The 14029-nt window shown below is 46.2% G+C and carries 16 protein-coding genes; 5 read left to right on the plus strand and 11 right to left on the minus strand.

Annotated elements, in window-relative coordinates:
* Nucleotides 1-162, minus strand: a 162-nt coding sequence (locus BMY60_RS08765) for a transposase family protein (RefSeq protein ID WP_143057391.1), incomplete at its 3' end; no start/stop codon positions are given.
* Nucleotides 163-319: 157 nt separating this feature from the next.
* Here BMY60_RS08765 and BMY60_RS08770 point away from each other — a divergent pair.
* From BMY60_RS08770 to nudB, 3 genes are all read left to right on the plus strand, one after another.
* Nucleotides 320-661, plus strand: a complete 342-nt coding sequence (locus BMY60_RS08770) for an FmdB family zinc ribbon protein (protein ID WP_090333040.1) — start codon at nucleotides 320-322, stop codon at nucleotides 659-661.
* 84 nt (nucleotides 662-745) lie between these two features.
* Nucleotides 746-2527, plus strand: a complete 1782-nt coding sequence (aspS, locus tag BMY60_RS08775; RefSeq protein ID WP_090332978.1) for an aspartate--tRNA ligase — start codon at nucleotides 746-748, stop codon at nucleotides 2525-2527.
* Nucleotides 2528-2559: 32 nt separating this feature from the next.
* Nucleotides 2560-3027, plus strand: coding sequence for a dihydroneopterin triphosphate diphosphatase (nudB, locus tag BMY60_RS08780; RefSeq protein ID WP_090332980.1), 468 nt, complete (start codon nucleotides 2560-2562; stop codon nucleotides 3025-3027).
* A gap of 32 nt (nucleotides 3028-3059) precedes the next feature.
* On the opposite strand, the gene bioD is transcribed toward nudB, so the two are convergent.
* From bioD to bioB, 5 genes are read right to left on the minus strand one after another with little or no spacing between them, the layout of a single operon-like run.
* Entirely contained in the window at nucleotides 3060-3734 is a 675-nt protein-coding gene (gene bioD / locus BMY60_RS08785; RefSeq protein ID WP_371264207.1) for a dethiobiotin synthase, read from the minus strand.
* Nucleotides 3727-4605: a malonyl-ACP O-methyltransferase BioC gene (bioC, locus tag BMY60_RS08790; RefSeq protein ID WP_090332981.1), complete on the minus strand. Its 879-nt coding sequence runs from the start codon at nucleotides 4603-4605 to the stop codon at nucleotides 3727-3729. The genes bioD and bioC overlap by 8 nt, the downstream gene beginning before the upstream one ends.
* Entirely contained in the window at nucleotides 4583-5344 is a 762-nt protein-coding gene (gene bioH, locus BMY60_RS08795) for a pimeloyl-ACP methyl ester esterase BioH (RefSeq protein ID WP_256250770.1), read from the minus strand. Before bioH ends, bioC begins: the two co-directional genes overlap by 23 nt.
* 42 nt (nucleotides 5345-5386) lie before the next feature.
* Entirely contained in the window at nucleotides 5387-6565 is a 1179-nt protein-coding gene (bioF, locus tag BMY60_RS08800) for an 8-amino-7-oxononanoate synthase (RefSeq protein WP_090332985.1), read from the minus strand.
* 15 nt (nucleotides 6566-6580) lie between these two features.
* Complete coding sequence (gene bioB / locus BMY60_RS08805; protein WP_090332986.1) at nucleotides 6581-7606, minus strand: biotin synthase BioB; 1026 nt, start codon at nucleotides 7604-7606, stop codon at nucleotides 6581-6583.
* 346 nt (nucleotides 7607-7952) lie between these two features.
* Here bioB and BMY60_RS08810 point away from each other — a divergent pair, with 346 nt between their 5' ends.
* On the plus strand, nucleotides 7953-8438 hold the full coding sequence (locus BMY60_RS08810; RefSeq protein ID WP_256250771.1) for a ComF family protein: 486 nt from the start codon (nucleotides 7953-7955) through the stop codon (nucleotides 8436-8438).
* Nucleotides 8439-8477: 39 nt separating this feature from the next.
* On the plus strand, nucleotides 8478-8942 hold the full coding sequence (trmL, locus tag BMY60_RS08815; protein ID WP_090332988.1) for a tRNA (uridine(34)/cytosine(34)/5-carboxymethylaminomethyluridine(34)-2'-O)-methyltransferase TrmL: 465 nt from the start codon (nucleotides 8478-8480) through the stop codon (nucleotides 8940-8942).
* Nucleotides 8943-8947: 5 nt separating this feature from the next.
* Here the strand turns inward: trmL and pilQ are convergent, their stop codons facing one another.
* Genes pilQ through BMY60_RS08840 form a run of 5 tightly spaced genes read right to left on the minus strand, consistent with a single transcriptional unit; the run spans nucleotide 8948 to nucleotide 13884 of the window.
* Complete coding sequence (gene pilQ, locus BMY60_RS08820; protein ID WP_256250772.1) at nucleotides 8948-11053, minus strand: type IV pilus secretin PilQ; 2106 nt, start codon at nucleotides 11051-11053, stop codon at nucleotides 8948-8950.
* A 10-nt stretch (nucleotides 11054-11063) separates the two neighbouring features.
* Nucleotides 11064-11573, minus strand: coding sequence for a pilus assembly protein PilP (locus BMY60_RS08825; protein ID WP_090332989.1), 510 nt, complete (start codon nucleotides 11571-11573; stop codon nucleotides 11064-11066).
* Complete coding sequence (locus BMY60_RS08830) at nucleotides 11570-12184, minus strand: type IV pilus inner membrane component PilO (protein ID WP_090332991.1); 615 nt, start codon at nucleotides 12182-12184, stop codon at nucleotides 11570-11572. Before BMY60_RS08830 ends, BMY60_RS08825 begins: the two co-directional genes overlap by 4 nt.
* A 12-nt stretch (nucleotides 12185-12196) precedes the next feature.
* Nucleotides 12197-12784, minus strand: a complete 588-nt coding sequence (locus BMY60_RS08835) for a PilN domain-containing protein (protein ID WP_090332992.1) — start codon at nucleotides 12782-12784, stop codon at nucleotides 12197-12199.
* Nucleotides 12781-13884: a pilus assembly protein PilM gene (locus BMY60_RS08840; RefSeq protein ID WP_090332994.1), complete on the minus strand. Its 1104-nt coding sequence runs from the start codon at nucleotides 13882-13884 to the stop codon at nucleotides 12781-12783. The genes BMY60_RS08835 and BMY60_RS08840 overlap by 4 nt, the downstream gene beginning before the upstream one ends.
* Nucleotides 13885-14029 lie beyond the last annotated feature (145 nt).

The raw sequence follows: 14029 nt of genomic DNA on the forward strand, positions 1-14029 counted from the left end.
TTCCTCAATAGCCACCCAATTGTCCGCTCCACAAATAACTGAACAAAGAGTGATAAAAAATATATCCTGGAGCTGATGTTTCTTTTGCCTATCCACTCTTGGGTCTTTTATACTTGAAAAATGATGAATGATTGAAGGCGTTGCCGTTGGTTTGTCTATCATTTGAAATCAAAATGATAAACCTAATACCTCAACTAATTTCTATTTTCAAGTATTTTTAAGCCCGATTGCCCTGATTCGAACTGTTCATATGCTGGTGCATTCAGCAGGTTGGGGTATAATACCTGGTTTATTTATTTTTGAATTGTTGGGGGTTTTTATGCCAATTTATGAATATCTTTGCAATTCATGCGGCACCAAAAATGAGCATATGCAGAAAATGAGCGATACGCCGATCAGAGTCTGTCCTGAATGCGGCAGTGAAAACTATGTGAAACAAATATCTGCCGCCGGGTTTCAGCTGAAAGGCAGCGGCTGGTACGTGACAGATTTTAAAAACAAGCCTTCGCAATCGACAGCCAAAACGGAAAAAAGCGGTGTATCGTCCAAACAGACGGACAATCAAAAAGGTACGACGGAAAAAACATCTAAAACAGCGACTGCATCTGCACAAACCGCTGACAGCAAATCCAGTTCATCTACAACTGCAGCAACAGACTGATAATAAGCCGGTTATATTTTCCAACACGTAACACAATAGAATAAAAATTTTTACTACGACACCAGCCTAAAAAGTCCTGAAACCATGCGAACAAACTATTGCGGCGCCATCAACACTCATTATCTCGACGAAACCGTTACTTTGTATGGCTGGGTGCATAGACGGCGCGATCATGGCGGTGTAATTTTTATTGATTTGCGTGATCGCGAGGGTCTGGTGCAGGTAGTCTGCGACCCCGACACGATAGAGATATTTCAACTCGCGGAAAAAATACGTAACGAGTATGTGTTGATGGTCGTTGGCAAAGTCAGAAGACGACCTGAGGGCACCATCAATCCAACACTGCACAGTGGCGAAATCGAAGTACTGGTGGTTAACATGGAAATATTGAATACGTCGTTGACGCCGCCATTTATGATGGACGATGAGCATATCAGCGAATTTGTCCGCCTGGAACATCGCTATCTTGATTTGCGCCGCTCAGTCATGCAATCCAATCTGCGCCTGCGCCACAAAGTCACCATGGCGGTACGCGTTTTTCTCGATCAACAGGGTTTTCTCGATATCGAAACACCCATTCTGACCAAATCAACACCCGAAGGTGCACGCGATTACCTTGTGCCATCACGCGTCAACGTCAGTCACTTTTTTGCATTACCGCAATCGCCCCAGTTGTTCAAACAGCTACTTATGGTGTCTGGATTTGACCGCTACTATCAAATCGCGCGCTGCTTTCGCGACGAAGATTTGCGCGCGGACCGGCAACCGGAATTCACCCAGATCGATATAGAAACCTCGTTTCTTACCGCCGAAGAAATCATGACGCTGATGGAAGAAATGATGCGGTATCTATTCAAAACAACCAGCGATATTGATTTACCTGATCCGTTTCCACGCCTGACCTATGCCGAAGCCATGCATAGATACGGCAGTGACAAACCGGATCTGCGTATTTCACTGGAGTTGACGGAGTTGACAGATATTATGACGGATGTACCGTTCAAGGTATTCAAAGACGCAGTGGAAAAACCCGGTGGCCGTGTTGCCGCTTTACGGGTACCTAACGGCGGCCAGCTGACACGCAAGGATATCGACGACTACACGCAATTCATCAGTATATACGGCGCTAAAGGTTTAGCTTACATCAAGGTCAACAAGCGTGAAGACGGTCTTCAAGGTTTGCAATCGCCGATTTTAAAATTTTTGCCGGAAGACGTGGTTTATTCCATTCTTGAACGCACTAAGGCCCAGAGCGGTGATTTGATTTTCTTTGGCGCGGATAAAACGCGTGTGGTCAACGAGTCACTCGGTGCGTTGCGGGTCAAAATCGGTCATCAGCACGGTCATGCCGACTCGGACTGGCGGCCTGCCTGGATTGTCGATTTCCCGATGTTCGAGTGGGACGAAGAGGAAAGCCGCTGGCAAGCGTTGCACCATCCGTTTACCTCTCCCGCCGATAGTCATGAGGATTTGTTACTTGACCATCCCGGACAGGCGTTGTCAAAGGCCTACGATATGGTCTTAAATGGCTCGGAAATCGGCGGCGGTTCCGTTCGTATTCATCGCCAGGATGTGCAGACAAAAGTCTTTCAGGCGCTGAATATTTCGGAAGAAGAAGCCAACGAGAAATTTGGCTTTCTGTTAGAGGCGCTACAATATGGCGCGCCACCGCACGGCGGCATCGCATTCGGGCTGGACCGCATTGTCGCGCTGATGGCCGGTTCGGAATCAATTCGTGATGTAATTGCATTCCCGAAAACACAACGCGCGCAGTGTCTGTTGACACATGCACCGGATACTGTTGATGAAAAACAACTGAGAGAATTAAACATTCGCCTGCGTAAGTCCGATCAGTCTAAAAACTGAGCATCGATTTTATATATGTCACTGCTTATACCATGTACAAGCTGCCTGTATCCGTTCTGGTTGTAATTCATACGCTGGACTTGGATGTATTATTACTCGAACGTTCGGATCACCCGGGTTACTGGCAGTCCGTGACAGGCAGCCAGCATTGCGGCGAGACATTACGGCAAACCGCACTGCGCGAAATTCATGAAGAAACCGGGCTGAATCCTTGCGATTATATGTTATTAGACTGGGAAACCGAATACCGTTACGAAATATTTAAAGAATGGCGCTGGCGTTATGCGCCGGATATCACTCATAATACAGAACATGTATTCAGCCTTTGCCTGCCCGAAAAAGAAACTGTCGCCATTGCGCCCGAAGAGCATCTTGATTATCTTTGGCTACCCTGGCACAAGGCTGCAACCAGGGTGTTCTCATGGAGCAATGCAGAAATTATCCGGCGTCTCCCCCGGCATTTGGGTGCGATGAGTGATCTTTTACTGCTACCAACTTAACGGACTGTCAAAGCACACAGCCCTTGACACTTCTACACAATACCCGACAAATCAATAAAACGGCTCAATGCCGGCAAATCAGGTTTGGAATCAAATGGTACCGTTCCTAATAACGGACGATCAATCCGGTGCTGCAAAGCTATGATATTTTCTTCGAGCGCCTGCATCTTCGGATCAATACAATTTGCCACCCATCCGAGCAGCGGTAATCCGGCGTGCTGAACTGCATGCACAGTTAACAAAGCATGATTAATACATCCCAGCCGCATGCCTACGACCAGTATTACTGGTAAACCCAGCGACTGCGCCATATCCGATGTATCCTGATACGTATTGATGGGTACGAGAAATCCGCCGGCACCCTCCACGACCACATAATCCGCCGCCTTTTTAAGCGCATGAAACGCATTGAGAATAGCCGGCAAATCAATCTCGACACCTTGTTGCCGGGCTGCAATGTGCGGTGCAATTGCTTGATCCAGCGCATACGGGTTGATCAGTTCATGTGGGACTTGCACATTACCCGCTGTACGCAGCAATTCCACATCCGGCCACTTGCCGTTTTCCTTGCCGGCGGCAATAGGCTTCATACCGACAGTCTTGTTACCGAGTGCTGACAAGGCATGTAGCATCAGGCTGCTGACCAATGTTTTACCAATCCCCGTATCTGTACCGGTTACAAAAAAACCCGCCGTCATTTTATCCATTCGTCAAAATCTGTCTACGAGTTTCCGGCGTTAAGACAGTTTCCTTAGGCGGCAACTTCCAGGCGTGCCCGTAAATCACTTCATAAGTAGCGGGCAGCTTTCCTTGCTCGCGCCAAGCATCGTAGCCATCAATTATCTTTTGCCATTTTACTTTACCCATCAAGCCCTGGCGCCTCCCCTGCGTCACATTATGCGCGCCAATTGCTTTAAGATCGCGCATCACGCCGACAACATCTTCGTATGTCAGCGTGATATATTCCATATCCATAACGGGCGTCGCAAATCGATTGCGCACCAACAGATCGCCGACATCATGCATATCAACAAATTGATTGACATGCACATAGTCATCCACTTGACCGAATACCTGCCTGAGTTCCTGCAAAGTATCCGGCCCGAAGGTACTGAACATCAACAGACCATCCGGTTTTAGCACACGATTCATTTCGCGAAACGTCAGATTCAAGTCATTACACCACTGCAGTGCCAGATTCGACCAGACCATATCCACACTGTCTTCACAAAGTGGCAATCGCTCGATATCTGCACAGACATAGTGCGTTTGTCTGCGATTAAACGGCCAATATTGCCGCCAGCCTGCTTTAACAGGCCGGGCCAGTAATAACATCGCTTGCGCAATATCCATTGCAATCAAACGGCTGTTCATATAACGTGCACCGAGTTTCCTGGCGCAGTAGCCAGTCCCGCAGCCCGCATCAAGAATTGTATCCGGCGCGTAGTTAATATAATCCAGACGCGCAAACATCCGGTCCCCAACTTCACGCTGCAATACTGCGGCACGATCGTAACCTTGTGCCGCGCGCTCAAACGCATTACGCAACAAACGTTTATTCAATGTAAAATGACTCATTAAAACTGGAAACAAATTTTTCAGGATCGTTCAGGAACGGCGCATGACCGCAACGTGGAAACATGGCCAGTCTCGAATGTTTCAACTGTTCATCCATCCATTGCGCGGCGAATGGGTGTGTGATCATGTCGTTCTCACCATGCAACAGCAATACCGGCTGCTCGATTCGAGATAATTTTTCACGCATGTCATTAGTTTGTAAAATCAACAGCCCTTTTTGCAACGCGTTATGGTCGGGTTGGCTGCGCTCAAAAAAGTATTGACGCAATTGTGTCAGAGTACTGGACATCTCTTGACCACCGTTAATTTGCAACGTCAAAAATCGGTTAATTGTAGTACGGTAATTTTGATGCAGATTTTCCATAAAAAATTGCAGAAACTTGCTATCCATTCCCCACGGCCAGTCGTGCCGTTTTACAAAACAGGGGGTGGTGGACACAAGTGCCAGACCTTTAATACGCACGGGATCACGTAGTGCTAGTTCCATCGCCACCTGCCCTCCAAGCGACCAACCACAGACGACACATGTAGCCGGTAGTCTTGCCTGGATGACTTTGACAACATGATCGAAATCACCCGGCTCGCAAGCAGAGCTAAATCCATGCCCCGGCAAATCAAGCATATGTAAGCGAAATTGCTGCGCCAACTGATCACGGATACCTTTCCAGATACCGCTATGCATTGCCCAGCCATGCAGCAATACCAGGTCAGTTCCGCTGCCCAGTGTTTCAATATGCATGGCGTCTTTTGACATAAGCGTTGAAATCGGCGTGACAATTAGTTATGCCAGACTTCGAAGCGTGTCCGCCAAACGTATAATATCCGCTTCTTGATGTAAAGCCGATAATGAAATGCGCAGTCTGGCTGTGTTTATCGGAACGGTCGGCGGTCGAATGGCCGGAACCAGAATTTTTTGCGCTTTCAGCTCCTGGCCGATACGCAGCACTTCACGGGTACTACCGATAAATACGGGCTGAATCGGCGTATTTGATGGCAATAGCCGCCAGCTTGTCTTCCGCAGTTCATGTTTCAAGCGATTGACGAGACGGAACAAATGTTCGCGCCGCCAGTTCTCATGTTCAATCAATGTGAGACTGTGCAGTAAAACATGCGACAGCAGAGGCGGCCCTGCAGTTGTATAGATATAGCTTTTAGCAGTTTGTATCAGGGTTTCTATGATTTCTGATGATGCGGCGACAAATGCGCCGGAAACGCCAGCGGCTTTTCCAAGTGTCGCCATGTAAACAATATGCGGGGAATGCAGAACATTGCAACCGTGTGTCGGCATGCTGTTTTCGGTAAATAATATACCGCGCCCTTCTTTACCAAGTACGCCAAAACCATGTGCGTCATCCAGCAGCAGCATTGCATTGTAGCGTTCACACAGCGCAGCCAAATTTGGGATTGGTGCGGCATCGCCATCCATACTGAACACTGCGTCTGTGATCACCAATTTGCGCCTGGCATTGGTTTTTTTCAGATGTTGTTCAAGCGCCGTCAAATCGAGATGAGGATAACGAATCAACCGCGCCCTGGACAGTATCGCCGCATCATTAAGCGACGCATGATTCAATTTATCTGCGAAAACCACATCATGACGCCCGACAAGGGCTGTCACAACACCGATATTGGCCATATAACCGTTGGAAAACAATAATGTACGCGAAAAACCCGTAAACTGCGCCAGAGCCTTTTCCAGTTCATGGTGCGCGGCACTGTGCCCATAAAGCAAATGCGATGCTCCGGCACCCACTCCATAATGCCGCGCTCCCTGACAGGCTGATTGAACTAACACCGGATGGTTGGACAATCCCAGATAGTCATTACTGCCAAAGGATAAATATTCGTTTCCGTCAATGTCAACATATCTGGACTGCGGGCTATCAAGTATTGATCGATAACGCTTTAAACCCTGTTGCTCGCGAATCGATAATTGCTCAGCCAGATCATCGAAAAACATGTATGATCTGAATACTCATTCCGGGTCAAACGGTAATGACTGCATCCCTAATTTATTGAGCAATGCCTGATCCTGTTGCACCTCGGGATTGCCGGTAGTCAGCAATTTATCGCCATAAAAAATAGAATTGGCTCCTGCCAGAAAACACAGTGCCTGCACTGCTTCTGACATTTCCCGCCTGCCAGCTGATAATCGGACCATTGTCTTCGGCATGGTAATACGTGCAGCAGCTATGGTTCTAACAAATTCCAGCGGATCCAGCTTGGCCGTGCCATATAAAGGCGTACCTTCAACTTGTACCAGATGATTAATTGGCACAGACTCAGGGTATGGATTTAGATTGGCAAGTTGGGCGATCAAGCCGGCACGTGTCTCACGAGTCTCACCCATTCCTACAATACCGCCGCAGCAGACGTTAATACCTGCATCACGTACTTCTTGCAGGGTATCCAAACGATCCTGGTATTCGCGCGTAGAGATAATAGTATCGTAGTAATCGGCAGATGTATCCAGATTATGATTGTAATAGTCCAGACCAGCAGCACCCAATTGTCCGGCCTGTCCGGGCTTCAGCATACCCAATGTAGCGCATGTTTCCATCCCCAATGCTTTTACTGCGCTGATCATTTTCGTGACAATTTCAATGTCACGCTGTTTGGGGCCCCTCCAGGCTGCGCCCATGCAAAAGCGTGTTGCACCCTGCTCCTTGGCCGCAACAGCAGCGGCCACGACACTGTCTACAGAAAGTATTGCCTGATTATCCACGCCGGTATGATAACGCGCCGCTTGCGGACAGTACCCGCAATCCTCGGGACATCCTCCCGTTTTGACAGATATCAGCGTCGATAGTTGAACGGCATTTGCATTATGATGCTGACGGTGCACTTGTTGGGCCTGAAAAATCAGATCGCCGAATGGCATATCAAGCAGCGCCTGTACTGCCCCAATATGCCATCTGTTTGATTTGCTGCGTTTCAATGCGTTACTTTCATCATTTTCGTGACCATCAGCCAATTCTGGTAGGATTGAATTACATTGCATACTTGCATCCTTGACTATAATAGGATTGTTTTACCGTGTTTCAATTTATAATGACGAGGATGATTACGGATTCAGACACTATTGTCAATTTTAAGCAGCTGTTTTTTTCCAGAGTAACAACGTGAAGCAGCTGATATATAAAAACTGTATTCTTTGCGATACATTATCCCGCAACGACTTTTGCGATGCATGCTTTAAAAGTCTTCCTCGGCTTCCCACTGATTATTGTATGATGTGCGCTAAAATCGTTACTATCAGCAGGGACGGCTGTTGCGGTGATTGTCTGACCGATCCGCCGGCATATTCTGCAACAATCGCTGCATTGACCTATACTTTTCCAATTGACATGCTGATTCATGCACTAAAATATCGCATGCAGCTCGCCATCGCACCTGTTCTGGCAAAATTGCTTTTAGAAAAAACTATGGCAAAAGAACTGACTGAGCGCCCGGATTTAATTATTCCCATGCCGCTACACCCAAAACGGCTACAAGAGAGAGGGTTCAATCAGGCATTAGAAATTGGCCGCTATGTGGCACAACAAATGCACATCGAATTGTCCCCAGATAGCTGCAAACGCATCAAAAATACGTCGCCGCAAACAGAGCTGCCGTGGAAAATGCGCAGAAATAATGTAAAAAATGTTTTCAGCTGCGATCCAAACCTGTCAGGAAAGCATTTAGCGGTCATTGATGATGTCATGACAACTGGGGCAACATTGAACGAATTGGCACAACAACTACGTAAACAAGGTGCAAAGAAAGTTACGAACTGGGTTGTAGCCAGGGCACAAAAGGACCGGTTTTGGACACAACTCGATCAATATTTTTAGGGTCTCAGCAGTCTGCTTTGCGTTCGTTAGATGTAAAGCATGTTTAACATTATTCTTTATCAACCGGAAATCCCGCAAAATACAGGTAATATTATCCGTCTGTGTGCCAACACGGGAACACAGCTGCATTTAATTAAACCGCTTGGATTTGTATTACGCGATAAACAACTGCTGCGCGCAGGCCTAGATTATCATGAGTTCGCCAGTATCAGGATTCATAACAACTGGATGGATTGCCTTGATCAGATTGACACCAATCGTCTTTATGCAATAACGACCAAAGGTAATATTCACTATGACACGGTCGGATTTTCCCGTGGTGATGCATTTTTGTTTGGTTCCGAAACGCAAGGATTACCCGGAAATATTATGAATAACATCTCAGATCAAATGCGTCTGCGTGTACCTATGGTAAACGGTAGCCGCAGTCTGAATTTATCGAATACTGTCGCCATCATCACGTATGAAGCATGGCGACAGTCTGGATTTCAATCTGGAATATAGTTTTCCTATTGCAAATTCAGCCTTTCATTTAGGATGCGCGGCGTTACAAAAACCAACAGCTCGCGCTTATCATCACGTTTCGATGTATTCCTGAATATATATCCGATGTAAGGTATATCTCCGAGTAGCGGCACCTTATTTACGATGTTATTTTCGGTACGCTCAAAGATACCGCCGATTACGACTGTTCCACCATTTTCAACCAGCACCTTGGTTGTTACTTGTTTTGTATTAATCGCAGGTGGTAAAAACGCACTGACACTTTCACCGATTTTATCTTGATTAACAGTAAGCTCCATGTCGATCTGATTATCAAACGTAATCAACGGTTTTACTTTTAAACTCAATACCGCGTTAACGAAACGTACACTGGTTGCGCCGCTGCTGGTCGCCTGCTGGAAAGGCACGCGGTCACCTTGTTCGATGATCGCTTCAACACCATGCGCTGTTACAACGCGCGGGCTGGCAATGACACGCCCCTTGGTGTCTGTTTCCAGCGCCGACAGCTCTAGATTGATTAACCGGGAATTATTGATTTTTAATAAGCTCAGCCCCAAAGCTGCCGGACCGCCAAGCAAACCGGCGCCTGCAGCTGCAGGCAAGTTCACGTTCAGGTTATCCCCGGCAGGCACTTCCTCCCCAACCGCCAGATTGCTTGAATCAGTGACATTGCCTGAAACCCCTAGACGGCGGTTACCAATATTGGAAACATTTTTGACGCCAAAACGGGCACCGAGATCTCGGCTGAACGTTTCAGTCGCTTCTACAATCCGCGCTTCTATTATGACCTGTCTCTCAAATACATCCAGACGCTTGATTCGTTTTCTGATTTCGACGATTCTTTGTGGAATATCGGTCACGGTCAATGTGTTACTAATTTCGTCAAGATTAATTGTGCCGCGTTCACTCAACATGCCATCGAAAGAAATTGAATCAACCCGGCGATGATTCAATTGAAAAGTTTCTGTGAGAAGAGGCTCCATTTCCGCGACTTGCTGTTTTGCTTCCAGCTCAAGCAACTCTCTATCGGCCATTTCCTTGCCTGGCGCAACAAAAATCACATTTCCTGTCTGGCGTTTTGCCAGGCCATTTGCTTGTAATACAATGTCCAGTGCCTGATCCCAGGGCACATCTCTTAATCGCAGCGTCAGATTACCGCCGACAGAATCGCTGGCTATAATGTTTAGATTTGTAAAGTCAGCAATCACCTGCAATACAGCCCGAACTTCAACATCCTGAAAGTTAAGCGACAGTTTTTCTCCAATATAACCGCCATTTGCGCGCCTGCGTTCTGCAAGCTCATCTTCATCTTCAGCCAATGCGCGCACTTCCAGAACAAATTGTGTATCTGTCTGACGTGCCGTATGTTCCCAGCGGCCGGACGATTCAACCATCATGCGCACATTGTCGCCCAGCATCATCGTATCAATGATGTGTACAGGCGTGGCAAAATCAATCACATCCAGCTTACGTTCCAGATTGCTGGGCAGATAGGTATCAATAAACTCCACAACGAGCTTCTCTCCTTGCTGATGAACATCGATGCCTGTTCCAGTATTCATTAAATCAACAATAATCCGGCCTTCACCACTGTCACCGCGGCGAAAATTTATATCGAGTATGTTATTTAATTCCTTCTCCAGTGTATTTTGAGAAAATTGTGCGACCGGCCCTGGATTCTGATACGCATCAACGGATTTCAGACTGACCAATAAGATGTTATCCTGTAGCAACGTTTCATGATGCATCAGGCCATGCAGATTAAATACGACTCGCGTACGATCACCCACCTGTATAATATTAATGCTTTGCAAATCACCCTCTTCCACTTCCTGAAAATTTTTCCCCAGTCCGTTAGACGCATGGTGCAGATCAAAATATATCCGGTGCGGATTACTGAGAGAGACACCAATAGGCGAGCTTGCAAGCGGTTGTTCAAGCTCCAATTTCACAACCACCCTGCCGTCTTCTATAGTTGAAACATCAATCAAAATCAATTGATTGAATACTTTTTCATGCAGGGTATCAGCATTAACAGAACATGGTAATAGCAATAACAACATGACAAGCCATACTCTAAAAGACATAACGCTGTTGCTGGATAGTTTCATTGCTAAACTCCTAGTTTTTGAGCATAAGCGTACTGATACGCTCTGTCCATTCATTGACACCATCTTGCACTAATTCCCTTAATCTGATTTCTGATTCAGAAATTTGATTGATTCTGCCAAAATCCTGGCCTAGGTAATTTCCAATACCGACCCGAAGCAGACTGCCTTCCGGCGTTCTAACCACTGCGTATATGGTTTCATTTTGTTCTAACGAGCCGACCATCTCCAGACTTTCCAATGGAAAGCTTTCCAGGTATTCTTTTCTCCGCGTCAGATCAGGCTTAATGCCATTACCTGCGCCTTGTGTTTGTTCGTTTTTCCTTGGTTCAAAGGGGCTTGACATCTCAAATGCATCGTAAGTAAAAAATTCATAGGACTTAACCTCCGGCAACGGATCAACCTGCCCGCGCAACCCTTTACCGGCGGTACTGATAAAGTTTTCAAGATCATCATGACCACCGCTTTCGCAAGCCATTAACAATGCTGCAGCAAACATGATCGCTATGAGTCGTATTTTCATTGCCCTTGTGTTCCCTGATTGATCATTTCATTTTCATCAAGATAGCGGAATGTTTTGGCAACGGCATCCAGTATGAGCGTATTGTCTGCACCTGGAACAATATTGATGTTATTCAGCGTTACAATCCGCGGCAGTTGCGCGATATCACTTGCAAAAGACCCAATATCATGGTAGCCACCAGTTACTCTGACGGTAACAGGTAATTCTGCATAAAATTCGTGTATGGTTTCATTTTCAGCAGGTTTGAATAGCTCGAACTGAAGCCCGCGGCCAAGCCCGGCCTGATTGATATCGACCAGTAACGCTTCCATCTCTGATTTATTGGGCAACTGTTTCAACAGCGCACTTAATGATCGTTCGATATCTTTCAATTGCTGTTTGAGTACCGGTAAATTAACCGCGCTCCGTTTTTTGACAAGGTATGTATCTTTCAACGTTTGTTCTTCCGCTCGAACGGTCTCGAGATTGTTCAATTGGTCCTGCCAGATAAAATAATAGCCCGCACCAAGAGTGATCAACATCAAGACCAGCAAAGCGATCGCTCTTATCGATGCCGGCCATTTTCCAGGATCGTTCGGATCAAGATGACGTAATTCTTCAAGCATATTCATAATGCACGGATCTCACGAAATGTTGGAACCCGCAACAGCCATTTCACTATCGCTATCCACTGCGGGCTTCAGTTGAATGTTCAAATTAAATTCATTCTGTCGCGTGCTATTCACCGTCACAGCTTTTATTTCAATCAATACGGGCGATTCCAGCCACGGCGAAGACTCCAGGTTACGCATCAATGTTGAAACCCATGCATTCGACTGTGCAAAACCAGTTAAATTGATAGTGCGGTTTTCTTGCTTGATACTTTTAAGATAAACGCCATCGGGCAACAACCTTACTAATTGATCAAGCAAGTGAACGGCCTCGGAACGATTACCCTGCAATGACTCAACAACGCCTTTACGTGCAAGCAACTCCTGGGTTTGATTTTTGATTTCCCTGATCTCGGCTATCTGTTTGTCAAGAATTGCAATATGATTGCTCAGGTATTGGTTACGCTCTCGCTGAAATTCAATTTTTTCATTGATGATGGAATACACGCTCCAGATAGTAAGCAGGCCAACCACACAAATTATGCCGGCAAAGATTGCAAACTGCCGTTGCTGTGCTTTACGTTTTATTTCTCGATGGGGAAGAAGATTAATATGCATCATAACGAATCAAAACTACGCATAGCTAAACCACATGCTATTAAAAGAGAAGGCGCATCGTTATTGATTTGCCTCGGAATAATTCGACTGGATAACTCCATATTCGAGAATGGATTCACAACAAGTGTGCTAACCTGCGTGCGTGAAGCGATGATCTTATCGAGACCGGGTATAGCAGCACACCCCCCGGCTATCAAAATATAATTAATCTCGGTATATTGCGTCGATGTATAAAAAAACTGTATGGCCCGCATCACCTCAATTGCAAGCGTTTCACAAAATGGCTGCAGCACATCTGCTTGATAATTTTCCGGCAAGTTGCCACTACGCTTGGCCTTCTCTGATTCTTCCAGCGATAGATTAAACTGATTGTGGATTTCTTGAGTAAGCTGATCACCGCCAAATGGCTGATCCCGCATATACACAGATTCGCCCTTATGTAGAACATTTGTTTTCATAACAGTGGCACCAATATCCACTATAGCGGTCACTTGATCATCACCGCCGCCAGGGAACTGATTCTTAAGCAGCTCATATACTGTTTGGGCGGCGTAGGATTCTACGTCCATCACAATGGTCTTCAGGCCGGCGGTTAACGATGCGGCCACACGATCCTCAACCTTTTCTTTACGCGATGCCGCTATCAGTACTTCTACTTCATCCGGATTATTGGGTAAAGCTCTTATAATTTGAAAATCAAGATTCACTTCGTCTAGCGGAAAAGGAATGTATTGACTGGCCTCATTTTCAACCTGGAATTCAAGATCGTCCTCACGCTGTCCTGCAGGAACAACAATTTTCTTGGTGATCACGTCAGAAGCCGGCAAAGCAAGCGCGATCTTCTTGCAACTTGAGCCTAGACGTTTCCAGCCGCGCTGTATGCCCTCGCTGACAGCATCCATATTGACAATGGCACCATCTTGTACAGCATCCGTTTGCAACGGCTCAATCACATAACGTTCAACACGAAAACTATCGCCCGCTTTTCCGGCCTTCGATAACTCAACCATTTTTACTGATGATGAACTGATATCAACACCAACCAGAGATGGCGACTTCATTTTCAGAAAGTCTAGATTAAAATCAAATTTTCCCTTGAACATTGTGTTGTTTGAGGTAATACTCACATGTTAGTTAATTTTCAAATTTCCCAGGACTTCAGTTGGTATCTCGACATAAAAATTTTGTTAATCCTGAGAAACCAGCAATTTGGCAATATTCTGACAGACTCAGAAAAAAAGGATTTGT

It is taken from the genome of Nitrosomonas sp. Nm51 (genome assembly GCF_900111165.1).
In the GTDB taxonomy this organism is placed as follows: Bacteria; Pseudomonadota; Gammaproteobacteria; order Burkholderiales; family Nitrosomonadaceae; genus Nitrosomonas.